This is a genomic window from Phytomonospora sp. NPDC050363 (assembly GCF_040655735.1).
Classification (GTDB): domain Bacteria; phylum Actinomycetota; class Actinomycetes; order Mycobacteriales; family Micromonosporaceae; genus Phytomonospora.
Map to the genome: position 1 here is coordinate 577,592 of NZ_JBFAKK010000002.1, position 23,084 is coordinate 600,675.

Sequence of the window (23,084 nt, forward strand, 5' to 3'; positions counted from 1 at the left end):
CATGCGCTATCTCAACGGGCTCAAGACCGCGATGCTCCTCGGCCTTCTCTCGGCCATCATCATCGCGATCGGTTACTGGTTCGGTGGCAGCACCGGTCTGATCATCGCCGCGGTGATCGCACTGGTCATGAACGGCGTCTCCTACTTCTTCTCGGACAAGATCGCGCTGCGCTCCATGCGCGCCCAGCCGGTGACCGAGCAGCAGTTCCCCGAGCTGTACCGGATGGTCCGCGAACTCGCCGACCGCGCCGGGCAGCCCATGCCCCGCCTCTACGTCAGCCCCACCCCGCAGCCGAACGCCTTCGCGACCGGCCGCAACCCCAAGCACGCCGCCGTGGCGGTGACCGCGGGCATCGTGGACATGCTCGACTACCGCGAGCTGCGCGGCGTGATCGGGCACGAGCTGTCGCACGTCTACAACCGCGACATCCTCATCTCCAGCGTGGCCGGCGCCCTGGCCAGCATGATCACCATGATCGCGAACCTGGCGCTGTTCCTCCCGCTGGGCGGCAACTCCGACGGCCCCAACCCCGTCGTGCTGCTCCTCACGATCATCCTCGGACCCATCGCGGCCGGCCTGATCCAGATGGCGATCAGCCGCAGCCGCGAGTACCAGGCCGACCTGTCCGGCGCCGAACTCTCCGGCGACCCCCTCGCCCTCGCCTCCGCTCTGCGCAAGATCGACGCGGGGACCAAGCGCATGCCGTTGAGAGCCCAGGGGACCGTCACCAGCTCCGCGCACCTCATGATCGCCAACCCGTTCAGTTCCGGCGGCGTGGCGAAGCTGTTCTCCACGCACCCGCCCATGGCCGAGCGCGTCCGCCGTCTCGAAGAGATGGCCAGCGCGATCCGCTAGTCGCGGACCTCCGCCACCAGCCCGGCGAGCACCTCCGGCGCCCGCAGCGGCAGGAGGTGGTCGGCGCCCGGGACGGTCACGAGCGAGCAGTCGGGGATCCTGGCCGCCACGTCCATCGAGCAGCGCGTGACCAGCGGGTGTTCGAGCTCGCCGACGGCCAGCGCGGTGGGCACCTCGATGGTGGCCAGGCCCTTGTAGGTCGGCGGGTCCATCTCGGCGAGGCCGTCCTGGGCGATCATGGCCAGCACGCCGCTGCGCAGCTGCGCCTCGACGGCGTCGCACACTCCCGAGCGGGCCCAGGTCTGGCGGCCGAGCTGGACGAGGCCCTCCACGTCACGCTTGTCATAGAGCGCGGTGAAGGTGTCGAAGTAGGGGTCGTCGAAGTCCCAGGGGTAGTCCGACACGCCCGGGCCGACCAGGACGAGCCCGTCGACGCGTTCAGGTTCGTGGACCGCGAGGGCCAGTGCCGTGGCGGCGCCACCACTGCACCCGATGAGGACGGCCTGGTCGACCTCGCAGTGGTCGAGGACGGCGACGAGGTCGTCGTAGGTGCTGAAGGGTTCCGTGGGCGCGGGGGAGCGGCCGTGGCCGCGCGCGTCGAAGCGGATCGTGCGGACGTCGGCGGGGAGCAGTTCGAGCAGGGGCTCCCAAATGGCCGAGTCGCCCCACCCCGGGTGAAGCATCACCACCGGGACGTCGTCGCCGCCCGAATCGTCGACCCACATGTGGCAATCGTGCACCCGATCCGGCGCGGGGACAAGGTGCGGTGCGCACCGGAAAGTCCGGCGTCGCACATCGCTGTCGGTCGCCGGCCGAAGATTCCCGCTTGTGCGAGCCCACCGGGCGCGCGGCATCCGGCTCCGTTTTCGCGGGCCGTCGCGGGCCCCTGGTGTCGACGCCGACCGCATCCCTTCTGAGCCCGCCGACCTGCACGTTCGGGGGATGCGGGCTGGGTTTTCGGCGCCCGTGGTGGCACTCTGGAGCCCGCCTCGCAACGGCCCGGGACCGCCCCGCCGGAAACGGTGGGCCGCAGACCAACGGTGCGAACCGTCGCCCGATCGAACGATGTCGCACAAGGTGTCAGTCTTCGGGCCCTGAAATCGTTCTACAGTGCAACCTCCGCACTCGCTCCACTGTGGAGGAAACGATGCCCGCGATGACGCGGACGCGCCCGGTCCCCGCCGACGAAGACCCCCGACTCACCGCCCTGGCCGACCAGTGGCGGCAGGTGGCCCGGCATGCCGAATGCGTCGCCGACGGCTACCAGACCGCGACCCTGACCTCGATCGAACTCACCGCGCTCAAACACGCCATCACCGGCGCCGCGCGCCTTCAGGCGATGCTGCGCGAGACCCCCGACGCTCAGGTCCCGACCCCGCAGCCGCTGACCCGCAGGCAGAAGGAAGTGCTCACCGGGCTCGCCTCGGGCGCCGCGCTCACCGACATCGCCGTGCAGCTCGGGCTGACCACCGAGACCGTCCGGTCCCACGCGACCCACCTGTACCGGCGGCTCGGTGCCCGAAACAGGGCGCACGCCGTCATCATCGCCGTCCGGGCGGGCATCATCACCTGAAACCCGGCGACCTAGACTGACTCCCCCCCGACGGAGGAGCCCGCATGCCCTTGCCCGACTGGCCGCACACCGGCGTGAGCTGGGCCGACGGTCGCGCGAGCCTGTGCTTCACCTCCCCCGAAGGGACCGACGCGCACGTGCCGCTCCAGCTCGGGGAGCGCGTGTCGTGGCGGCTGCCCGGGGTCCGCCGCTGCATCGGCGTGTGGATCCCCAACCTCGGCCGCCGCGTCGGCTGCCCCAACCAGCGTGTCCTGCCGACGGCCCGCACGGCCGCCCAGTGCGACCCGTGCGAACGCACCGACCCCGGCAAGGCGCTGGCCCGCGGGCAGGCGCTCGACGACCCGCGCGAGTTCCGCCTCTACCTCGCCTACTTCGGGCCGGGGCTGGTCAAGGTCGGCCTCACCGCCCTCGAACGCGGCACCAACCGCCTCACCGAGCAGGCGGCGCTGGCCTACACGTGGCTGGCGACCGGGCCGCTGCGCCCGATCCGGCGCGCCGAACTGGCCGCGTCGGCGACGAAGATCGCCACCGAGCGCCTGCGGCACCGCACCAAGGCCCGCGGGCGCTGGCACCCCTCCTACGCGGCCGGGACCGAGCTCGCCGAGGCCCACCGCCGGCTCGCGCCGATCGTCGCGGGGGCCGGCGAGCTGACCGTCGAGGACCTCAAGGTCACCGACCTGCGCGACACCTACGGCCTGACCGGTGCGGGAAGACCCGAGCGCGAGGTCACCGACATCGAATACGACGCCTGCCTCACCGGGGTGCTGCGCTGCCTCGCCGGACGCGACGCGGTCCTCGACACCGACGGCGGCACGCTCCTGGTCGACCTGCGGCTGCTCGCCGGGCGGACCATCGCCGACGGCGGCGGCGCGCCACTCGACGGCGTCGACGTGTCCCTTCTGGACCTCGGCCGCGCCCCCGCGCCCGAGCAGGACACTCTGTTCTGAGGCGTCCGCGGCACCCGTGGTAGCGATACCATCGAGGATTCCGCACCCGACCGTTGAGGCGATCTTAGAGGCGATGGACGTCGAATTCCGCGTACTGGGCGCCGCCGAAATCGTCGTCGACGGGCAACGCGCCGCCCTCACGGGCAAGCGCACCCGCGGCCTGCTGTCGGCGCTGCTGCTCAACGAGGGCCGCGTCGTGCAGTCGGGCGAGCTCATCGCCCTCGTCTGGGGGACCGCCCCGCCGAAGACGGCGGCCAACCAGCTCCAGATCGCCGTCCACCGCCTCCGCTCGGCCCTGTCCGACGCCGGTCTCGACGGCAGGCTCCGCACCGCCGACGGCGGCTACGTCCTCGACCTCCCCGCCCACGCGCGCGTCGACATCCGCGTCTTCCGCGAACTCGCCGCGACCGCCACCGGCCGGGCCGCCGCCGGGGAGTGGCCCGCCGCCCTCGCCACCGGCCGCGCGGCCCTCGCCGTGTGGCGCGGCCACGCCTGGGACGGCCTCGACACCGGGACCGCCCGCCGCCACGCCGACACCGCCGCCGCCGAGCACATCGCCGTCGTGGAACTCACCCAGGCCGCCGAGGTCGTCCTCGGCGACCGCGCCGCGCCCGTCGCCGAACTGCGCCGCCTCACCGCCGAACACCCCTACCACCAGCGCTTCTGGTACCTGCTGATCCTCGCGCTCGCCGTGCGCGGCAGGCCCGCAGAAGCCCTGGAGGCGCACCTTGCCGCCCGCGAACTCCACCAGCGCGAACTCGGCACGGCGCTCGGACCCGAACTCGGCGACCTCGAACGCGCGATCCTGCGCGGCGACCTCCAGCCCGCCGTCGACGCCGTGCGCGCCTGGACCTTCGGCCGCGCCGAACCCGCCGCCGTGCCCCCGTCGCCGGGACGCCTCCCCGCCGAGCTCGGGGACTTCATCGGCCGCGACGCCGAGGCCGAGCACGTCGCGGGGATCCTGCGCGGCAACCCCGACCACCGCGACCCGGCGACCATCGTCATCGCCGGCCTCGGCGGGATCGGCAAGACCAGCTTCGCCGTCCGCACCGCCCACCGCCACGCCGGGCTGTTCGCCGACGGCGGGTTCTTCGTCGACCTGCGCGGCTTCGACGACGAGCCGAAAGACCCCCACGCCGTCATGGGCGACCTGCTGCACGCCCTCGGCGTCGCCGGGCAGGCCGTCCCCGACGACCCCGACGCGCGCCTCGGCGTCTACCGCTCGGTGATGGCCGGGCGGCGGGTGCTCCTCGTCCTCGACAACGCCGCCAGCGAGGCCCAGGTCAGGCCCCTCCTGCCCGTCAACGCCGCCAGCGCCGCCCTGGTCACCAGCCGCAGGCTCCTCGCCGGCCTCGACGGTGCCTTCGTCGTCGAACTCGACGTGCTCACCCCACCCGAGGCCGCCGGGCTGCTCGCCGGGATCCGCCGAACCGGCGGCCCCGCCACCGACCCCGCCGCCCTCGACCGGCTCGCCGACCTCGCCGGCCGCCACCCCCTGGCCCTGCGCATCCTCGGCGCCCGCGCCGCCCGCATGTCGGGCGGCGAACTCGGCGCCCTCCTCGCCCGCCTCGGCGACGAGCGGGCCCGCCTCGACGAGCTCGCCGACGACGACGGCCAAGTCCGCAGCAGCATCGACCACAGCTACCGCGACCTCGGAGAACGCGCCGCCAGGCTGCTGCGCCTCGCGGCGCTGCTGCCGACGCCGAGGTTCGGCGCCGAGGCGGCGGCGGCACTGCTGGAGACCGACCTGTTCGAGGCTGAGGGCGTGCTCGACGAGCTGCTGGACGCGCAGCTGCTCCGGCCGGCGGAGGCGGCCGAGGGGTTGGGGCTGCGGTACGTGATGCACGACCTGGTGCGGTTGTACGCGCGGGAACGGGCGCGGGAGGACGCGGGGGACGGCGGGGAGGCGTTGGGGCGCGCGTACGAATTAATGCTGGTGCTGGCGCATCACGCCGACGACGCGCTCGGCTACCGCTACTACCCGTCCCCCGAGCTGCCCGGCTGGGCGCCGAAACCCGAGGAAAGCAGCCTCGCCGCAGTCGGCGGCAATCCCCGCGGATGGTTCGCCGAGGAGCGCGAACTGCTCCTCGGGATCATCGCGCGAGCCGGCGGCGAGCTCGCCTGGCGGGTGACCTGCACGCTGGTCAACCACCTCGACCTCAGCGGCTCCGCGCACGACGCCATCGCGCTCCTCGAAGGCGCGCTGGGCCGTGTCGAGGACGCCGGGGCCCGCGCCTTCCTCGACCTCGCCCGCTCCCGGTCGTCGCGCGCCCACCGGCACGAGGCCACCGCCCTGCTGTCGGCCGGACGCGCCCGCCGCCACTTCCTCGCCCGGGGCGACCTGCTGCGCGCCGCCGCGGCCGCCGTCCAGCTGGCCGAGAGCGCGCGCCTGTGCCACCACCACTGGGCCGTCCGGGCCACCTCGGACTGGGCGCTGGCGACGCTGGCGTCGCTGCCCCAGGACGATCCCGCGGTTCTGGCCCAGACAGGCTGGGCCCTGAAGGAACGCGGGGTCTTCGAGTACTTCGCCGCCGGAGCGGAGGCGGCGCGGTCGTGGTTCGTCCGCGCGGCGCCGGTGATGCGAGCGGGCGGAGACCTGTGCGGTGAGGGCCGTGCCCTCGGTGCCCTGGCCATCGTGGAGATGCGGGACGACGAGTGGCGCGCGGCCGGAATCCGGCGGGGCACGCAAGCGGCCGGGATCCTCGGCCTGGTCGGGGACCGGCCCGAGGAGCTGTTCATGCTCGTCTCGCTGGCCGAGGGCCTCACCCTCGATGGCCGCGCCGAGGAGGCCCACGGCATCATCGTCGAGGCGCTGGCCGGCACGAGGCGGCTGCGTCAGCCGCAGCGGACGATGACGGCGCTGCTGACCCTCGGCCAGACCCTGCGTGCGATGGGTCGGCCGCACGAGGCGATCGCGCCCCTGAACGAGGCCGTCGCCGTCACCACCGAGATCGGCTACCTGCGGACCCGGGGAGGCATCCGCTGCGAACTGGCGCGGGCCGCGCTCGACCTGGGGCGCGTCGAGTCGGCGGCCGGGATCGCACGGAAGGCCGCCGCCGACGGAGCCGACGTCGCCGAACTGCTCGCCCGCATCGCCGCGGTCGGCGGGAACCCGTGAAGCGTCAAGGGACCGGAAGACCGAACCCCCACAGTGGACCCGCCGCTCAGATCTCCCGCCCCATCGGCGTCTCGTGGCGGTGCCGTCGGCAAGGTCAGCGGTAGTTGGTGAACTGCAGCGGAACCTCGACGTCGTCGGCGCCCTTGAGCAGCGCGATGACGGCCTGGAGGTCGTCGAGCTTCTTGCCGGTCACGCGGATCTGGTCGCCCTGGATCTGCGCCTGGACGCCCTTGGGGCCCTCGTCGCGGATCTTCTTGTTGATCTTCTTGGCGATGTCCTGCGCGATGCCGACGGTGAAGGTGCAGTCGATCTTGTAGACCTTGCCCGAGGCGCGCGGCTCGCCGGCCTCAAGGGCCTTCAGCGAGATGTCGCGCTTGATCAGCTTGTCCTTGAACACGTCCAGCGCGGCCTTCACCCGGTCGTCGGTGTCGGCGGTGAGGGTGGCCGCCTCGTCACCGGCACGCTCGATGGAGGCGTTGACGCCCCGGAAGTCGAAGCGGGTGGACAGTTCCTTCGCGGTCTGGTTGATCGCGTTGTCCAGTTCCTGCATGTCGAGTTTGCTGACGATGTCGAAGGACGGATTGGCCACGGTTCTCAAACTCCTGCGGTCGTAGGTTCACAGGTCAGGTTACAGGTCGCCGATCGGCGTATCCGGATCCGCGCAGAGTTGCTCCAGCACCGTCGCGTAGGTCTCGATCCAGCTCGCGGCGGTCTCCTCGTCGAGCTGACCGGGCGAGTACTGGAGCACCAGGCGCCACCCGTCGCCGCCGGGCACGCACATGAAGATAGTGCCGGGGACCATGTGGATCGGCTCGGCCTCGAAGCTCGCCTCGACACCGTCGAAGCCGAGCGCGGAGACCGTCGAGCCGGGGAACAGGAACTGCGGGAAGTCGCCGCCCATCTCGGGTCCGCGCTGCTCGGCCAGGGCGTCGAGCAGGGCGGGGAAGACGACGTGGCGGGCGGTGCCGTCGGCGTGGTCGTCACCGGTGCGCTCGACCAGCGAGGCGAAGTCGACGTCGCCGCCGAGGTCGAGTTCGAGGGCGCCCGACAGCGACATGCTCGCCATCACCGTCTCGGTGCCCGGCTCGTCGCGCAGCACGCACTGGGTGCGCAGCAGCAGGTGCTCGGTACCGGCCAGGCGCGAGAGGAACACGCCGAGCGCGGAGGCGTAGACCGCGTAAGGCGTGGTCTCCTGCCGTTCGGCGAGCTCGCCGGCCGCGTCGACCACTGTGGACGGCAGGGCGACCTCGGCGAACGCGCGCCGGTTGTCGCGGCCGCCGGGGCGGTCGTAGGGGAGCGCGGCGCCCAGCGGGATGCCGTCGAGGCGGTCCAGCCAGTAGGTGAGGCGCCGCTCCCGGTCGGGTTCGGGCTCGGTCGCGGCGTGCGCGATCGCCTGCGTGGCCCGCGGAAGGCGGGCCGGGCGCCGCTCGACGGCGGCGTTGTACAGCTCGGCGAGTTCGGTGAGGAACAGGGCGCGCGCCCAGTCGTCGATGAGGAGGTGGTGGAAGACCAGGATCAGCCGCCAGTCCTGTTCGGACAGTCTGATCAGGACTCCGCGCCAGGCGTGCCCGGCGTCGAGGTCGAAGAGCTCGGTGCGGGCCTCCTCGGCGTGCGCCTGCGCCCGTTCGGGGCGCTGGGCCTCGGCGAGGGCGGTCAGGTCGAGCATCTTCAGGCGCGGTTCGCGGTCGTCGAGGACTTCCTGGTACCACTCGCCGCCGTCTTCGGCGAAGCGGCTGCGCAGCGAGTGGTGCCGGACGGTCAGCGCGGTGAAGGCGTCCTTGAGGGCGCCGGGATCGAGCCGCCCGGACAGGTCGACGTGGACGGGAATATTGAGCGCGGCGCCGAACTGGTCGAAGAAGCCGGTCATGCCCTCCTGGACGGTGTTGAGCCGTCCTTCGAGAGCTTCGTCCACAGGTTTATCCACAGGTTCGGGCGCTATTGCGGGGTCTTTCGTGGGGATTGGCGGTGATTCGTCCGCTGGATTCCGAGGTGACTCAGCGTCTCCTGTGGACAACGCCGGGGCATGGGAGAGCAGCGCGGTGCGGTCCACCCCGCCGGCCGCGTCGCGCGGCAGTTCACCGAGCGCGGTCCACGTTCGGGGAGCCGCGTAGGCGGGGAACAGCGCCGCCAGCTCCTCGACGGGTGCCGCCCCTTCTTCAACGACCAGGAACGCCGCGAGATACGGCGACCCGTCCGGTCCGCGCAATGCCAGGACGGCGGCGTCGGCGACACCGGCCTGCGCCCGCAGGACGCCCGCGACGGCCGCCGGGTCGACCTTGTGCCCGGCCAGCGGAACCTGGTCGGCGGTCTTCCCGCAGTACTCCAGGACGCCGTCGTTGGTCCAGCGAGCCAGATCCCCGGTGCGGTAGTAGCGCTGACCCGCGCCGTCGACGGGGAAACGCTGCGCCGTCAGCGACGCGGTGTTGAGGTAGCCCGAGGCCAGGCAGTCGCCGGCGATGTAGAGCTCCCCGGGCACGCCGACCGGCAGCGGCCGGCCGGCGCCGTCGAGGACGTAGAGGCGCGTGTTGTCGATCGGCGTGCCAATCGGCACCCCGCCCGAACCCTCCGACGTCACCGTGTGACTGGTCACCAGCACCGTCGCCTCAGTCGGGCCGTAGGCGTTGACGACCTCGTAGGGCAGCTCGCCCGAAGGCCTGCGGTACAGAGGTTCCCCGCCGACGATCAGCGTCCGCAGCTCCTGCGGCTGCGACTGCGCGGGCAGGCTCAGCAGGTGCTCGCCGACGCCGGTCGGCAGCACCGCGATCGTGGTCTTGGCGAAGGCGAGCCACTCGGCGAGCACGGGTGCCTCGCGGGGCAGGTCCTCGCCGCCCATGACGATCGAGGCGCCGGAGGTCAGCGCGGGCCAGATCTCCAGCACCGACGCGTCGGTGCCCGGCCCGGCCACGGCGGCGGACCGGTCCTCGGTGACGAGCCGGAAGCGGCGGCGGAACCAGCCGCACATGTTCGACAGGCTGCGGTGGCTGACGACCACGCCGGGGCCGCGCCGCCGGGGGTCGTAGAGGACGTAGCAGGCCGACTCCGGCGTGGTGAGCCGGTCGGGCGCGCTGCCCGGGAAGGTGTCGAGCTCGGCCGGGCTCGGGTGCAGGCGCGCCGCGCCCTCGGGGAGCATCGTGCTCAGGCCCTGCTCGACGACGGTGAGCTTCGCGCGGCTGTCGGCGAGGATGCGGGCGATCGTCTCCGGCCCGCTGGCCGGATCGAGCGGCAGGTAGGCCGCACCGGCCTTCATCACCGCGACGAGCGTGACGACGAGCCGCAGATCCTGCGGCATCAGCACACCGACCACATCGGACGGTCCGACGCCGAGCGAGCGGAGCTGGTGCGCCAGCTGGTTGGCCAGCGCGTCGAGGGTCGCGTAGGTGAGCGAGTCGCGGCCGCAGGAGGCCGCGGTCGCCTGCGGGGTGCGCGCCGCGAAGGCCGCGAACAGCTCGTCGACGGTCACGCCGGCCGGGTCGGCCTGCGGCCCGCGATGCCAGTGGTCGAGGGCGCCCATGTCGTCGTCGGAGAGGTCGTCCAGCTGGGACAGGCTCTGCGCCGGGTCCTCCGTCGCGGCGGTGAGGATGTCGCGCAGGTAGCGGCCGAAGCGCCGGGCGCTGCCGGCGTCGAAGATCGCGGTGGCGTACCCGACCCGGCACACGATCGCCTCGCCCTGGTCGGCGAACTCCCACGCCACCTCGACCGACGGGGCCGAGAAGCCGACCGCGACCTGGAACTCGAAGCCCTCGGGCGCGGTGCTCGCGTTCGCGGCGACGTCCCGCAGCCCCGTCGCGACGCGGGCGAGGACGTCGCCGAACGCCGGGTCGCCCGACAGGTCCACGCGCAGCGGCAGGCCGCCGGGGACGCCGAGGACGAGGTCGTCTTGGCCGGAGAAGCGCCGGACCGTCACGGCGACGCCGGCGATGAGCGCGACGATCGCGTCGCGGCCGGCGGCGGGCTGGGCGGTCGTCGGGTCGCCGATCGCACGGAGGGCGGCGGCGAGCTTCGGGGCGAGGAGCGTGTCCTCGAAGGCGCGGGCGGCGATGGGGGCGGCGGAGCGGTTCCGGTCGGCGGGCATCGCGACGACGGGGAGGGGCGGGGCGAGGACGTGGGGCCAGTAGTCGGGGATGGGGATCGGGATGGGGGTGGTGGCGGGTTCGTCGTCGGGGCGGCGCTGCTGGGGGACCTGGGGGACGGGAGGTTGGGGAGCGAGCTGCTCTGGGCGCTCGGGGGGTTCGGGGGCGGCGGGCTGGGGGGCGGTCGGCGGGGCCTGCGCGGGTTGCGGGGCCTGCGGGCGCTCGGGGGCCGGCTGGGGCGCGGCTTGTGCGGCCTGCGGCGGCTCGACCGGCTGGGGTCGGGCGGTCTGGTCGAACGCCGAGCGGCGCTGCCAGGCAGAGGGCAGGGCGGGGCTCTCGGTCTCGGCGGGGCGGTCCGAGCGGTCCGTCCGACGGGGCGGGTGTGCCTCGTGGGCGGGCGGAGCCTCGGCGACGGGGGTGGCGCGGGAAGGGCTCGCGGGCGGGGTATCGGGAATATCGCGGGATGGGCTCGTGGGCATGGCGACGGGAGTGGCGGGGGGAGGGTTCGCGGGCACGGCGGGAGCCGGCTCCGCGGACGGTTCCTCGGCGGCCTGGGCCGGGATGGCCGTGCCCGGCCGCCCGTGCGGCGGCGCGGCGACGGCCTGCCCCGGCGCGCGGTGCTCCTGACCCGCGACGTCTGTGCCCGGCTGCGGCTGGGGGTGCGCCGGTTCGGCGGTGCCCTGCTCCGGCGCGCGACGGCGTGACGCTGCGGGTGCCGCCCAGTCGGACGCGGTGATGACCTCGGGTCGGGCCTCGGCGGCGGTGGCCTCGTCCTGCGGGGCGTCCGTGACGTTTCGATCCGCCGGATCCTCCGGTGCCTGCCGCCGGCGCCGTCCGAGCGGCTCGGCCGGGTTCGGCGCCGACTCTTCGGGCCCTGTCGCCGGCGCCTCCGCCCGCGCGACCTGGCGCTGGAACAGCCCGGCGCTCGCCGGTCCCGCCTCGTCGGCGGGCACCTCGAAGACCGCCGCGGCGATCCCGGACGGCCTGCCGTCCTCGGCCTGCCGCGCGGGCCGCTTCGGCAGCGCGGACATGTCGACCCGGTGGGAATTCGCCGGGGCGGGTGCCTCGGCGGCGTCCGCGTCGGCGGTATCCGCGTCGGCGTTGTCCACAACCGGTGGGTTATCCACAGGCGCGTTTCGAAGCGCTCGCTCGCCGACGCCTGACGGGGTTGACTTGTCAGTGGAGGCTGGCCCCCCTGGGTGGGAGGGTTCCGTCCGAGCCGCTTGTGAGGGTGCGGCGTGGCCCGCAGACCTCGCGTCGCCGGTGGTCCGGCCGTTCAGGCGGGCGCCCGCGTGCTCGTCTCGCGTGCGTTCGGCGTCTTGCGTCGCGCGCTCGTCCCGCGGGCTTCCGGCGTCGTGCATCGCGCGCTCGTCCCGCGCGCGTCGAATGGTGTCCGCGGTCGCGCGGTTGTCGCGCGGGGCCCTCTCGGAGCCGTCCCCGTCCCCGCCCTCGACGCCGCTCGCCAGCTCTTCGGCGTGCCCCGCCCCGAGCCTGGCCGCCGGAAGCCGCACCTCGGCGCCGGCCGCACCGTCCCCGCCGCGAACCTCGCGCGCCACGCGGTGGTCCACGTCGCCGTCGACCTGCCCCGCCGCGTCCTTCTCCGGCGTGCCCCACACGTCGCCGGCCTCGACGGCCTTGGCCGCCGCGAACTCGCCGCGCACGCCCGCCAGCAGTTCGAGCCCCGAGCGCACACCGTCGGCGTCCAGCCCGAAGTCGACGATCGCGCCGATCTCGTCGACGCCGAGTTCGCGCAGCTCCTCGATCAGCGGCGTCACCGACGCCGCCGTCCCGATCAGCGCGCGGGTGTCGCAGAAGCGGTCATAGGCCCGCTGGAACAGCTGCTCGGGATCCCCGTCGGCGGGCAGGTCGAGGCTTTCCATCAAGCGCGCGAACAGCGCGGGCGCCGAGCGCATGTGCCGCGCGAGCGGCCCGAAGGCCTCCCGCCGGGCGGTGCCGAGATCTCCGGCGAGGTGGGTGTGCAGCAGCACGGTGACGTGCGGGTCGGCGCACTCGGCGCGGTAGGCCGACAGGTGCGCGCGCAGCGTCTCCAGGTCCTGCGAGATCAGGTTGGTGACGACCGGGAGCCCGAGGCGGGCCGCCCGTTCGAAGTCGGCGGTGGCGACGGCCGACAGGTGAAGCGGCGCCTTCTCCTGTACGGGCCGGGGATGCAGGTGGATGTCCACTTCGGACCCGTCGCCGATGAACCGGCGCACCGGCGTGCCCTGCCAGAAGGCGCGCAGTTCCTCGACGCGGCGGTCGAAGCTGTCGTGCCGGTCCTGATAGGTATCGGGGGTGAAGTCGGCCGGCGGGCCGTCGGCGCCGAGGGTCAGGGCGATCCGGCCGGCCGACAGGCTGTCCACCATGGACCATTCCTCGGCGAGCCGCACGGTGTCGTGCGCGGGCAGGGCCAGGTCGGTGGCGTGCAACCGCACCGAGGAGGTGTCGGCGGCCAGGGCGGCGGCGAGCACGACGGTGCTCGGGAACGGCCCGGCGTAGGGGGTGGACTGCCGGCCGGGCAGCCAGAGCGTGGCGAAGCCCTGGGCGTCGGCGAACTCGGCGGTCTCGCGCAGGAAGCGGTAGCCGCGCGTGGCGGTGTCGGCGTGCAGGCCCAGGAAGCACAGCCCGAACTCGGGGCTGCTGGCCGGGCGGCCCGCTCCCGACGGCCGGCGCGGGATCTGCACGGCGAGGTGCTCGGCGGCCCGCGCGGCCGACGCGGCGGCCTCGGCGGCCAGGTGGATGGCCTCGGCGAGGGCGCGGTGCCCGCCGCCGCCTCCGTCGGGGCTGTACCCGCCGGGAATGAGGTCTCCGGGCGCGTCGGTGAAGGCGTAGGGGGAGTACTGCTCCGTCGAGGGCGTCGCGGCGAACACCGCTGCCTCCTGCGAACCGTCGGTGACGGGGGCGGGGTCCTCGGTGCGGTTCACCGGGGTGCCTGGCATGTGACGGTCTCCTGTGGACGGTGCGACGGTGGTGGACGGGCCTGGGCGCCGTGTCGGCTCGGCGATCGCGACGACGGAAGGCGTCACGGGGGACACCGTGATCGGAACCGTCGGGATCGGTGTGGGGGCGGCGTTCCCGGCCCAGTGCCGGTCCCGGCGGAAGGGGTAGAGCGGCAGGTCGACGCGCCTGCCGTCGGTCTCCTCGATCAGGGCGCTCCAGTCGACGCTGACGCCGGCGCAGTGCAGCTCGCCGATGGCGCGGTGGAAGGGATCGACCTCGGTGCCCTCGCGGCCGCTGGAGATCGTCGGGAGGCCGGCGATGGCGCTGCGCGCGAGTCGCGTCAGCGCCGGCTGCGGCCCGATCTCCAGCAGGATCGCGTCCTCGGCGGCGGCGACATGGCCGAGGACGCTGTCGAAGCGCACCGGACTCAGTGCCTGCTCGACGATGTAGTCGGCGCCCGGCTCCCAGCCCGCCGGATGCCGTTGCCCGTCGAGACCGCTCACGAACGGGACGGCGGCGGGCTTCCAGTCGACAGACTCGGCCAGCGCCAGCAGCGCGCCGCGGACCGGTTCGAGCTGCGCGGAGTGGTACGCGCGGGTCACCGGGAGCCGCTGCCAGCGCAGGTCGAGGGCCTTGGCGAGGCGGCAGGCCTTGTCGACGACGCCCGCACCTCCTGCCAGCACGTGGTTCTCGGGCCCGTTGACGATCGCGAGCGTGATGCCGGGGCACGCGGCCATGACGGTGTCGACGGTGGCGCGGTCGGCGAGGACGGCGACCATCCCGCCGGCGGGCGTCTCCTGCTCGACGAGTGCGGAGAATCCCGCGGCCAGCCGCACACCGTCGGCCAGCGACATGGCCCCGACGGCGTGCAGGGCGGCGAACTCGCCGGCTCCGTGGCCGAGGACGAGGCTCGGGTGCACGCCCAGATGCCGCCACAGGGCGGTCATCGCGGCCTGCGCGGCGAACTGCGCCGACAGCGCGATCGCCGGCACCGTCTCGGTCTCACCGAGCAGCGTCGGCGTCAAAGAAGTTCCGCTGAGCTTGTGGTGGCGGGCGCTGGCCTCGTCGACGATCTCGCGGAAGTGCGCACACCGGTCGTAGAGCGCCTTGGTGGCCGTCGGGCCGGGTTCGGCGAGGCCGCTGAAGGCGAACAGCGGATGCACCGAATCGCTTGCCTGGTAGGCGCTGTAGTGCTCCGAGCGGGTGCCCGACAGGTAGGCGTCGAGCGCGTCGGCCAGGGCGGGAGCGGTCTCGCCGTAGGCGACCAGCCGGTGCCGGGAGCGGCGGCGGCCGAGCGCGGCGGTGACCACGACGTCGGCGAGCCGGGGCGCGGGCGACTGGCGAAGCCTCGCGGCGTAGGCGCCCGCGAGGTCGCGGAGGGCTTCGGGGTGTTCGGCGGAGATGGGCAGCAGGCCGGGGACGTGCGGCGCTGCCGGGGAGAGAGTGGTGCCACGCCGGACTTGTGGTGGCTGCGCGAGGATGACGTGAGCGTCGGCGCCGCCCGTGCCGACGGCGTTCACGCCGGCGATGCGGGGACCGACCACGGACGGCCATGCCACGGCCTGCTCGGGAATCCGGAACGGACTGTCCTCGATGGACAGTGCCGGGTCCGGCGCGGTGTGGTTGGCCAGCGGCGGGATCACGCCCGACCGGACCGCGCATACCGCCCGCACGAACGCGGCGAGGCCGGCGGCTGCGTCGAGGTGCCCGATCGCGGGCTTGGCGCTGCCCAGCGCGCAGAACCCGGTCTCGTCGGTGTCCTCCCGCAGCGCGGCGGTCAGGGCGGCGAACTCGGCGCGGTCCTCGGCCGGGTCGCCGGTCCCGTGCGCCTCCAGGTAACCCAGGTCCACCGAGCCGATCTCGGCCGCCGACAGCGCGCGCCGCACCGACGTCCCCGCGCCGAGGATCACCGCGTGGATCCGGTCGCCGTCCGACAGCGCCTCGTCGAGCCGTTTCAGTACTACCGCCGCGACGCCGTTGCCCACGGCCGTCCCGTTCGACTCGGCGTCGAACGCGCGGCACACACCGGTCGGCGACAGACCGTTCTCCTTGCCGGGCTCGAAACCCAGCACCTGCGGCACGTGCACGGCGCTCGCGCCGGCCAGCGCCAGATCGACCTCGCCGTTGAGCAGCGCGGCGACCGCCAGGCGGACGGCGACCAGACCCGTTGAGGACCCGGTCTGCACGCCGACGGCGGGCCCGGACATGCCCAGCAGCTCGGCGGTCTGCGCGGCGAGCTGCCCGGATGCGTTGTCGGCGGCCAGTTGCAGGCTCGTCTCGCGGTCGCCGGTGACCTCCTCGGCGGCCTCGCCAAGCTGGTGGCGCAGGTATCCGTGCAGGGAGTGCAGGTCGTAGCCCCCGCCGGCGTAGAGGCCGGTGCGCGGCGAACCACCGGCGTAACCGGCGTCCTCCAGCGCGTGATGGGCGACCTCGTAGAAGATGCGGTGCTGCGGGTCGGTCCGCGCGGCCCGCTCGGCGCTCAGCCCGAAGAAGGAGGCGTCGAAGGCGGCGATGTCGCCGAGTCCGGCGGCCGCGGCGCGCAGTCCGGGCGCGAGCCCGGCGGCCCGCAGTTCGGCCTCGGTGAAGCGATGCACGTCGACGGCTCCGGCCAGCGCACGCTGCCAGAACTCCTCGACGGAATCAGCGCCGGGCATGCGGGCGGACATGCCGATCACGGCGATGCGGTGGTCGTTCATTGGCGTCCTCCACTGCACTCGCCCGCGATGCCTTGGTGCGCCCCGTCTGTGCCGAACAGGCGGCGAGTCTAACAACAGGCCTCGACGGGGTTCGATGTCCGGGCGACGAACCGACGGTACCTGTGCTTTCCTGGACGGCGACGTGGAATCAGCCCCTGGAGGCATCATGGCGCTCACCGTGCAGAACATCGCCTTCGACTGCGAGGACGCCTTCACCATCGCGACGTTCTGGAGCGAGGTCCTCGGACTTCCGCTGGACGATGACGACAATCCGGGCGATCCGGTCGCCAGTGTCAACCGCCCCGGCGGCCCGACGTTCTACTTCGAACGCGTGCCGGAGCAGAAGACGGTGAAGAACCGCGTGCACGTCTGCCTTCAGGCCGGAACGGACCGCGACGCCGAGTGCGAGCGGGTGCTCGGGCTCGGCGCCTCGGTGGTCGCCGACCGCCGTGAGGACGACGGTTCGGGCTGGGTCGTGTTCGCCGACCCGGAGGGAAATGAGTTCTGCGTCCTGGGAAGGCGTCCCTGACGACAGTTCGGGAAACCGTGGAGTCGATCGTCCGGCCACGCTGGCGTTTCAGGCCTGCTCAAGGTCGGTGCAAGGTTTCCCGGCGCCCCAGTGGGCATCCTGGCCCTGACCGACAATCGGAAAGGGCCAGCCATGCTGCGAACCTTCGAACGCATCAGCGACAGACTGCTCGCGCGGATCGTGCCGAGCTCGACAGCCTCTGCCGAGCAGTGCTATTTCAACGGCTCCTACTGCATCGCGCCGTCCAACACGTGCTCGTGCCACGCGTGCGTGGCGCACCGCTACATCTGCGCGGGTCACGAGACCTGGGTCTACCCCAAGAGCTGCTGCTAGCCGGCCGCGACAGGCCGTCACCGGAACGGACCGAGGCGCCGAGTGCGAGCGGGTGCTCGGACTCGGCGCCTCGGCGGGCCGCCTAGGACTTCTTCGACCGCCACATCGCCGCGCCCACCGCGATCGCGCCGATCGCGAGGAGAACGCCGTGGGCCATGCGGCCGGCCGGGGGAGTGAAGAACTGCGGGAGCAGGAGGGCAAGTCCGATCGCCAGGGGCCAGCCGGTCCACTTCGCGAAGGAGCCGGAGCGGGCGATCGCGATGGCAGCCAGGACGCCGCTGACGCCGAGCAGGAGCAGTCCGGCGGCGAAGATCGTCATCGCGGCGGGGTGGTAGCGGAAGGCCTCGACCGAGTCGAGCATCGTCACGTCGTTCGTCTCGACGCCCCGGACGGCCATCGCGTGCACCCCGAAGATCTCGGCGCCGTAGTAGACGATCGTCAGGCCCGCGCCGAGCCACGCGGTGACAACGGCCGCCGAGGCGAGCCTGGTGTGCCCGACCAGCGGCCGCAGCGCGTAGAAGGCGAAGGGCAGCAGCAGGAAGGTGGCGCAGGCGTAGAGGTGGGCGGCGATCCAGGCGTTGGAGGCCATCGCCTGGAGCCCCTCGAACTTCGTCTCGTCGGCGTAGGGGCGCAGGATCTGGTATCCGGCGAAGAGGACACCACCGGCGGCGACGGCGGCCGCGCCGAGTCGGGTGGTGAGGCGGGAGGCCGGGGCGGGGGTGGTGGACATCAAGGGCTCCTCGGAAAACGTTTCAGTGAGCGGTGCTCTCTGTTAAGAGCAGTCAACCCGAAGCGGTGCTCTCTGTCAAGAGCACTGCTCTCCCTTTTTCGTGCCACCTCGTGTCCGCCGAGGCAGGAGCGTCTGAACGCGGCCGCCGGAAGGCTCTCCGACGGCCGCTCGGCATGCTCAGCCCGCCCGGACCGGTTCGCGCGTCTCCGGTGCGACGGCCCGCCGCCGTGCCAGGCGGCCCGGCCACCAGGTCGCGCGGCCGACGTCGAGGGACAGCGCGGGGACCAGCAGCGAGCGCACGACGAAGGTGTCGAGCAGGACGCCGACGGCGACGACGACGCCGATCTGGAGCATGAACACCACGGGCATGACCGCCAGGACGCAGAAGGTGGCGGCCAGCACGATCCCGGCGCTGGTGATGACGCCGCCGGTGGCCGTCAGCGCCCGCGACATCCCTTCGCGGTGGCCGTGGACGGCGGCCTCCTCCTTGGCCCTGCTCATGAGGAAGATGGTGTAGTCGACGCCGAGGGCGACCAGGAACAGGAAGCCCATGAGCGGCATCGTGCCGTCGATCCGGTGGTGTCCCAGGGCTTTGAGGATCAGGCCGGTCGCGCCGAGGGCGGAGCCGAAGGACAGCACGACGCTGGCCAGGAGCAGCAGCGGCGCCACGACCGCCCGCAGCAACGCGACGAGGACGAGTCCGACGACCAGCAGCACCAGCGGGATCACCAGCGCCAGGTCGCGGTCCATGGTCACGCCGATGTCGAGGTTGCTCGCGGTGGTGCCGCCGACCAGCGCCTCGGGCGCCGCGGTGTCGAGTTCACCCCGCAGGGCGAGGACGACGTCCTCGGCGGCCTGCGTGCCCGGGTCGTCGGCGAGGAGGGCCGGCAGGCGGATCCAGGAGCCGTCGGCGGAGACCTCGGCTTCGAGGAGTTCGGCGACGCCGGGTGTGTTCTCGACGGCGGCCGTGGCGGCGGCCCGCTGCGCGGCCGGAACGTAGACCTCGACGGGGTCGGCTGAACCGGCCGGGTAGTGCGCGGCCAGCAGCTCCAGTCCCCGCACCGAGTCCGGCTTGGTGGTGAAGACGTCGTTCTGGTCGAGCCCGCCCGACAGGCTCGTCGCGCCGAGCGTCAGGACGGCCAGCGCGAGCGCGGTGGTGACCCACACCGCGCGGGGCCGTGCGCGGACGAAGCGCGCGACGCCCGACCAGATCCGGTTCGGCGCGGCCTCACCTTGGTGTGCGGGGTCGTACGCGGGTACCAGCGGCCAGAACACCCGGCGTCCACAAAGGACCAGTAGCGCGGGCAGGAGGGTGACCATCGCCAGCAACCCGCAGGCGACGCCGACGGCGGCCACCGGTCCCAGGCTCGACGTGGAGTTCAGGTCGGCGAAGACGAGGACCAGCATGGCCAGGACGACCGTGGCGCCCGAGGCGAGGATCGCGGGGAGGCTGCGCGGGAGCGCGACCCGCATGGCCGCGTAGGCGTCGCGGTGTCGGCGCAGTTCCTCGCGGTAGCGCGAGATCAGCAGCAGGGCGTAGTCGGTGCCGACGCCGAAGACCAGCACGGTGAGGATCCCGCTGTTCTGGGGGTTGACGACCATGCCGGTGGTGTCGGCGAGCAGGTAGACGATCGCGTTCGACAGCTGGCTCGCCAGCGCCACCGATCCCAGTGGCAGCAGCAGGAGCAGCGGGGACCGGTAGGTGATGAGGAGCAGCAGCGCCACGACGGCGGCGGTGACCGCCATCAGGGCGCCGTCGACGGCGTCGAAGGCGGCGCCGAAGTCGGCCTCGGCGGCGACGGGGCCGGTGAGCCGCGCGTCGAGTCCGGCGGGGAGACCGTTTCCGACCGCCTCCTTCGCCGTGGCGACGATGGCCTCGACGTTGTCCTCGGCGATCGCCTCCGGCGGCACCGGGACGACGATCATGAGGGCCTCGCCGTCCTGCGACGGGATCGGCGGCGGCACCTCGCTCCCCGCCGGGGCCATAGTGGACAGTGCCGCCAGGTCGGCGGCGACGGCCGTGGTGTCGCCGTCGGTGATGCCGCCCGGCCTGGCGTAGACGACGATCAGCGGATCACCGCCGCTGTCGGGGAACTCCGCGGACGCCAGGGCCACCGCCCGGGTCGACTCGGCGTCACCGGGAAGCCAGGCGGTCTGCTCGTCGGTGGTGACCGAGTCGAGCTCGCCGCCGAGCGTCAGCCCGACGAAGGCGAGCAGGACCCAGGCCGCCAGCGCCGGCCACTTGCCGAGGCGGGTTCCGGGCGCGGCGGCGACGCGCTGCCAAAGGGACATGAGGGGCACCTTCCGTATGCGGGAACAACTGGTGCCCAGACTCGTTTCCGCGCGTCTCTCCGTCGTCAGCCTCACTGCGGCATTCGCCGTGCGCACCGGTGACTACGGGGACTACGGCCGCAGGTGTACGGGGTCAGTCGGGGATCTCGACACCCGAGCGGTAGGCGAACACGACCAGCTGCGCGCGGTCGCGGGCCCCGAGCTTCATCATCGACCGTCCGATGTGGGTCCGCACCGTCGCCGGGCTCACCACCAGCCGCTCGGCGATCTCGTCGTTGGAGCGGCCGGTGGCCACCCAGCCGAGGATCTCGCGCTCACGCGCGGTCAGCGACCCCAGCCGCGGATGCGGATCCCTCGCCGTCTCGCCCGGGCGCGAGTGGAAGTGCCCGATGACCTTGCGCGTCACCGCCGGTGACAGCAGCGACTCGCCGCCCGCCACGACACGCACCGCCCGCAGGATCTCGGCCGGATCGGTGTCCTTGGTGACGAACCCCGCCGCTCCGGCCGACAGCGCCTCGAACACGTACTGGTCGATGTCGAAGGTCGTCATGATGACCACCCGCGTCCCCGACAGCGCCGGGTCCGCGCACACCCGCCGCAGCACGTCGAGCCCGTCCATCGCCGGCATCCGGACGTCGAGCAGCGCCACGTCGGGCTTCTCCCGCCCGATCAGCTCCAGCGCCCGCTGCCCGTCCTCGGCCTCCCCGGCCAGCACGATGTCGTCCTCCTCCCCGATGAGCACGCGCAGCGCCAACCGGATGAGGGACTGGTCGTCGGCGACCACGAGCCGGATCGGTGTCACCACTACACCTTCCCGTACGGCAGCCGCGCCCGCACCACGAAGCCGCCCGAGGGCCCCGCGCCCACTTCGAGCGCGCCGCCCAGCGCCGACGCCCGTTCGCGCATCCCCGCCAGCCCGCTCCCGCCGCGAGCACCGCCGTCGTGGCCGATCCCGTCATCGCCGACGACGACCTCGACCAGGCCCGGCGCGTACATCACCGACACCTCCGCCGTCCGGGCCCTCGAATGCCGCACCACGTTGGTCAGCGCCTCCTGCGCGATCCGCAGACCGGCGGCGTCCACGGTGGACGGTATCCGGCCGCGCTCGCCGCCGATCGTCAGCGCGACCTCCAGGTCGCCTTTCGAGAGCCTGTCCACCACTTCGGGCAGGGAGTCCAGGCCGCTGGGCGGGGCCTTGCCGGGCTCCTCGCGGGGCGGCGGCGCGAGGGTCGCGCGCAGTTCGTCGAGGGCCTCCTGGCCGCTCGCGCGGATCGTCCGCAGGCTCTCGACGACCTCGGCGGGCGTGTGCCCGCCGCGCCGCTCGATGACGTGCAGCGCGACGCCGGCGTGCATGCTGATCACCGCGAGGCTGTGCCCGACGACGTCGTGGACCTCGCGCGACATGCGCAGCCGCTCCTCCGAGACCAGCCGGCCGAGCTCCTCCCGGGAGGCCTTCGCCCGCGCCTGCTTCGCCAGCCGCCACGCGATGCCGGTGACGAGGGGGAGGATCAGCCAGGTCGCGCTGATGGCGATGTTGACCATCGCCGGGTCGTCATCGCCCTGCGGCTGCATGGTCAGCGGTGTGTGCATCGCGAAGACCACGGCCGTCACCGGTATCGACACCTTCGGCGGCGTCTCGCAGCCGACCGTCCCGATGGCCAGCGCGATGAGCAGGAAGATCGGGCCGTAGGGGAAGCCGAGCCAGAGGTAGAGCATCGTCCCGGCGAAGACCAGCCCGAGGCAGGTCAGCGGGAACTTGCGGCGGATCACCAGCACCAGGCCGGACACGACGATGACGATGAAGCCCGCCGGGTCGGTGAACAAGACCCCCTGGTTCTCCGAGGCCGGTATCTGGGTGATCGCCGTCGCCGTGGCCAGACCGGCGGCGATCACCGCGTCCACCAGCAGCGTGCGGTCGAGGATTGCGGGCATGGGCCGAGCGTATGGGCGCCGGAGCCGGGCGACCATCGGCGGCGGCGCGTATTCGCCGTACGTCAGCTGACGTACAGGGGGATGAGCGAGGCGGCGTTGGTCACGGTGTGCACGGCGATGACGATCCAGATGTTGCGGTAGCGGGCCCACAGGGATCCGACGAACAGTCCGAACAGGCCCTGGAAGGCGATGACGCCGGCGATGTTGGCGACCGGGTCGGTGTGCGGGTGGTGCGTGGGGATGTGCATCGCGGCGAACAGCAGCGAGGCGAGGATGACGCCGGCGGTCGTGCCGAGGCGTGCTTCCAGCCGCGTCTGGAGCCAGCGCCGGTAGAACACCTCCTCAAGGACCGAGGCGGTCAGGAAGGTGAGGGTCGCGATGATCGCGGTCTCGACGAGGTCGGGGTAGTCGGCCGGGTCGAGTGCGGGACCGCTCAGCGGGCTGAAGTACTCCGTGTAGGCCCACACCGCGACCGCCGGCAGCGGCCACAGCCAGCGCCACAGGCCGTGCCAGCGCTGCTTCGGCGGGCCGCTTCCGCGCGTGAGGAGCAGCGCGGTCAGCGGCACCGCGAGCAGCACCCCGAGCTTGAGGAGCGCGTACCACCCGCCGTTGGGGACGCCCGCCAGGACGACCCCGCCCGCGATGACCGGGAAGGCGACGGCCGAGGCGACCATCAACCACGTCTCGCGCATCGGCCGCACGACGGGCGCTTCGAGGCGGGGTGTGCGCGGCGGGATCAGCCAGGTCAGGACCAGGCCGATCGCCAGCGGCGCCACGACCACCGCCGGCGACATCGTCGGCGCGCCGGGGTCAGTGGAGGTCTTCACCTCGCCGTTCCCGCTCAGCAGCAGGTACAGCGGAGCGGCGAGGAAGAGGAAGGCCCCGCCCCAGGTGACGGCGCGCGCGGTGAGCAGTCGCGTGTTCATGTCTCCAGCGTCCCGGCGACACGGCCGCCGCGCCTCGCCCGGCGGAAGGAGCGAGGGTGGGCGAGTCGGCGCGCACGGACCTGCGACCAGGGAAGGAGCCCGGTACGACTAAGGATGTATCCGTCCGCTGTGGACGCTTTCTGAC

14 protein-coding genes are annotated in these 23,084 nt (G+C 73.1%); 6 read left to right on the forward strand and 8 right to left on the reverse strand.

The features are described 5' to 3' along the window. Window position 1: 1 nt before the first annotated feature. A complete protein-coding gene (gene htpX, locus AB0I28_RS07230) occupies window positions 2–856 on the forward strand; it encodes a zinc metalloprotease HtpX (RefSeq protein ID WP_357490488.1) in 855 nt (284 codons plus the stop codon). Here the strand turns inward: htpX and AB0I28_RS07235 are convergent. Beyond that, window positions 853–1,581 (reverse strand): alpha/beta hydrolase, encoded by a 729-nt coding sequence (locus tag AB0I28_RS07235; RefSeq protein ID WP_357490490.1) that lies wholly within the window; start codon window positions 1,579–1,581, stop codon window positions 853–855. The two genes, htpX and AB0I28_RS07235, sit on opposite strands and share 4 nt — an antisense overlap. 422 nt (window positions 1,582–2,003) lie before the next feature. Between AB0I28_RS07235 and AB0I28_RS07240 the strand changes: the two genes are divergently transcribed. The 3 genes from AB0I28_RS07240 to AB0I28_RS07250 all read left to right on the forward strand — a co-directional run bounded on the left by AB0I28_RS07240 (window position 2,004) and on the right by AB0I28_RS07250 (window position 6,494). Further along, window positions 2,004–2,429, forward strand: a complete 426-nt coding sequence (locus AB0I28_RS07240; protein WP_357490492.1) for a LuxR C-terminal-related transcriptional regulator — start codon at window positions 2,004–2,006, stop codon at window positions 2,427–2,429. A gap of 44 nt (window positions 2,430–2,473) precedes the next feature. Then, on the forward strand, window positions 2,474–3,376 hold the full coding sequence (locus AB0I28_RS07245; RefSeq protein ID WP_357490494.1) for a DUF2797 domain-containing protein: 903 nt from the start codon (window positions 2,474–2,476) through the stop codon (window positions 3,374–3,376). Window positions 3,377–3,449: 73 nt separating this feature from the next. Further along, a complete protein-coding gene (locus AB0I28_RS07250) occupies window positions 3,450–6,494 on the forward strand; it encodes a BTAD domain-containing putative transcriptional regulator (protein WP_357490496.1) in 3,045 nt (1,014 codons plus the stop codon). Between the two features lie 94 nt (window positions 6,495–6,588). Here the strand turns inward: AB0I28_RS07250 and AB0I28_RS07255 are convergent, their stop codons facing one another. Further along, window positions 6,589–7,083, reverse strand: coding sequence for a YajQ family cyclic di-GMP-binding protein (locus AB0I28_RS07255; protein WP_357490498.1), 495 nt, complete (start codon window positions 7,081–7,083; stop codon window positions 6,589–6,591). 39 nt (window positions 7,084–7,122) lie between these two features. After that, on the reverse strand, window positions 7,123–16,197 hold the full coding sequence (locus AB0I28_RS07260; RefSeq protein ID WP_357490501.1) for a MupA/Atu3671 family FMN-dependent luciferase-like monooxygenase: 9,075 nt from the start codon (window positions 16,195–16,197) through the stop codon (window positions 7,123–7,125). Window positions 16,198–16,363: 166 nt separating this feature from the next. On the opposite strand from AB0I28_RS07260, the gene AB0I28_RS07265 reads away from it, so the two are divergent. Then, window positions 16,364–16,726 (forward strand): VOC family protein, encoded by a 363-nt coding sequence (locus tag AB0I28_RS07265; protein WP_357490505.1) that lies wholly within the window; start codon window positions 16,364–16,366, stop codon window positions 16,724–16,726. A gap of 90 nt (window positions 16,727–16,816) precedes the next feature. Further along, window positions 16,817–17,059: a hypothetical protein gene (locus tag AB0I28_RS07270; protein WP_357490508.1), complete on the forward strand. Its 243-nt coding sequence runs from the start codon at window positions 16,817–16,819 to the stop codon at window positions 17,057–17,059. Between the two features lie 82 nt (window positions 17,060–17,141). Here AB0I28_RS07270 and AB0I28_RS07275 read toward each other — a convergent pair whose 3' ends face one another. From AB0I28_RS07275 to AB0I28_RS07295, 5 genes are all read right to left on the reverse strand, one after another. Next, window positions 17,142–17,789, reverse strand: coding sequence for a hypothetical protein (locus AB0I28_RS07275; protein ID WP_357490511.1), 648 nt, complete (start codon window positions 17,787–17,789; stop codon window positions 17,142–17,144). A gap of 177 nt (window positions 17,790–17,966) precedes the next feature. Further along, window positions 17,967–20,081: an MMPL family transporter gene (locus AB0I28_RS07280; protein ID WP_357490513.1), complete on the reverse strand. Its 2,115-nt coding sequence runs from the start codon at window positions 20,079–20,081 to the stop codon at window positions 17,967–17,969. Between the two features lie 133 nt (window positions 20,082–20,214). Further along, window positions 20,215–20,883: a response regulator transcription factor gene (locus tag AB0I28_RS07285; protein WP_357490516.1), complete on the reverse strand. Its 669-nt coding sequence runs from the start codon at window positions 20,881–20,883 to the stop codon at window positions 20,215–20,217. 2 nt (window positions 20,884–20,885) lie between these two features. Beyond that, entirely contained in the window at window positions 20,886–22,013 is a 1,128-nt protein-coding gene (locus AB0I28_RS07290; RefSeq protein ID WP_357490518.1) for a histidine kinase, read from the reverse strand. Between the two features lie 62 nt (window positions 22,014–22,075). Next, the gene (locus AB0I28_RS07295; protein ID WP_357490521.1) at window positions 22,076–22,939 is read right to left on the reverse strand and encodes a type II CAAX endopeptidase family protein; all 864 of its coding nucleotides are present in this window, start codon (window positions 22,937–22,939) and stop codon (window positions 22,076–22,078) included. Between the last annotated feature and the right edge of the window lie 145 nt (window positions 22,940–23,084).

What these genes read in the sequence shown, in the direction of transcription:
- AB0I28_RS07295 (WP_357490521.1), bottom strand. Translation starts at nt 22,939, where the DNA reads ATGAACACGCGACTGCTCACCGCGCGCGCCGTCACCTGGGGCGGGGCC.
- AB0I28_RS07260 (WP_357490501.1), bottom strand. Translation starts at nt 16,197, where the DNA reads ATGAACGACCACCGCATCGCCGTGATCGGCATGTCCGCCCGCATGCCC.
- AB0I28_RS07275 (WP_357490511.1), bottom strand. Translation starts at nt 17,789, where the DNA reads ATGTCCACCACCCCCGCCCCGGCCTCCCGCCTCACCACCCGACTCGGC.
- AB0I28_RS07250 (WP_357490496.1), top strand. Translation starts at nt 3,450, where the DNA reads ATGGACGTCGAATTCCGCGTACTGGGCGCCGCCGAAATCGTCGTCGAC.
- AB0I28_RS07240 (WP_357490492.1), top strand. Translation starts at nt 2,004, where the DNA reads ATGCCCGCGATGACGCGGACGCGCCCGGTCCCCGCCGACGAAGACCCC.
- AB0I28_RS07245 (WP_357490494.1), top strand. Translation starts at nt 2,474, where the DNA reads ATGCCCTTGCCCGACTGGCCGCACACCGGCGTGAGCTGGGCCGACGGT.
- htpX (WP_357490488.1), top strand. Translation starts at nt 2, where the DNA reads ATGCGCTATCTCAACGGGCTCAAGACCGCGATGCTCCTCGGCCTTCTC.
- AB0I28_RS07290 (WP_357490518.1), bottom strand. Translation starts at nt 22,013, where the DNA reads ATGCCCGCAATCCTCGACCGCACGCTGCTGGTGGACGCGGTGATCGCC.
- AB0I28_RS07235 (WP_357490490.1), bottom strand. Translation starts at nt 1,581, where the DNA reads ATGTGGGTCGACGATTCGGGCGGCGACGACGTCCCGGTGGTGATGCTT.
- AB0I28_RS07265 (WP_357490505.1), top strand. Translation starts at nt 16,364, where the DNA reads ATGGCGCTCACCGTGCAGAACATCGCCTTCGACTGCGAGGACGCCTTC.
- AB0I28_RS07280 (WP_357490513.1), bottom strand. Translation starts at nt 20,081, where the DNA reads ATGTCCCTTTGGCAGCGCGTCGCCGCCGCGCCCGGAACCCGCCTCGGC.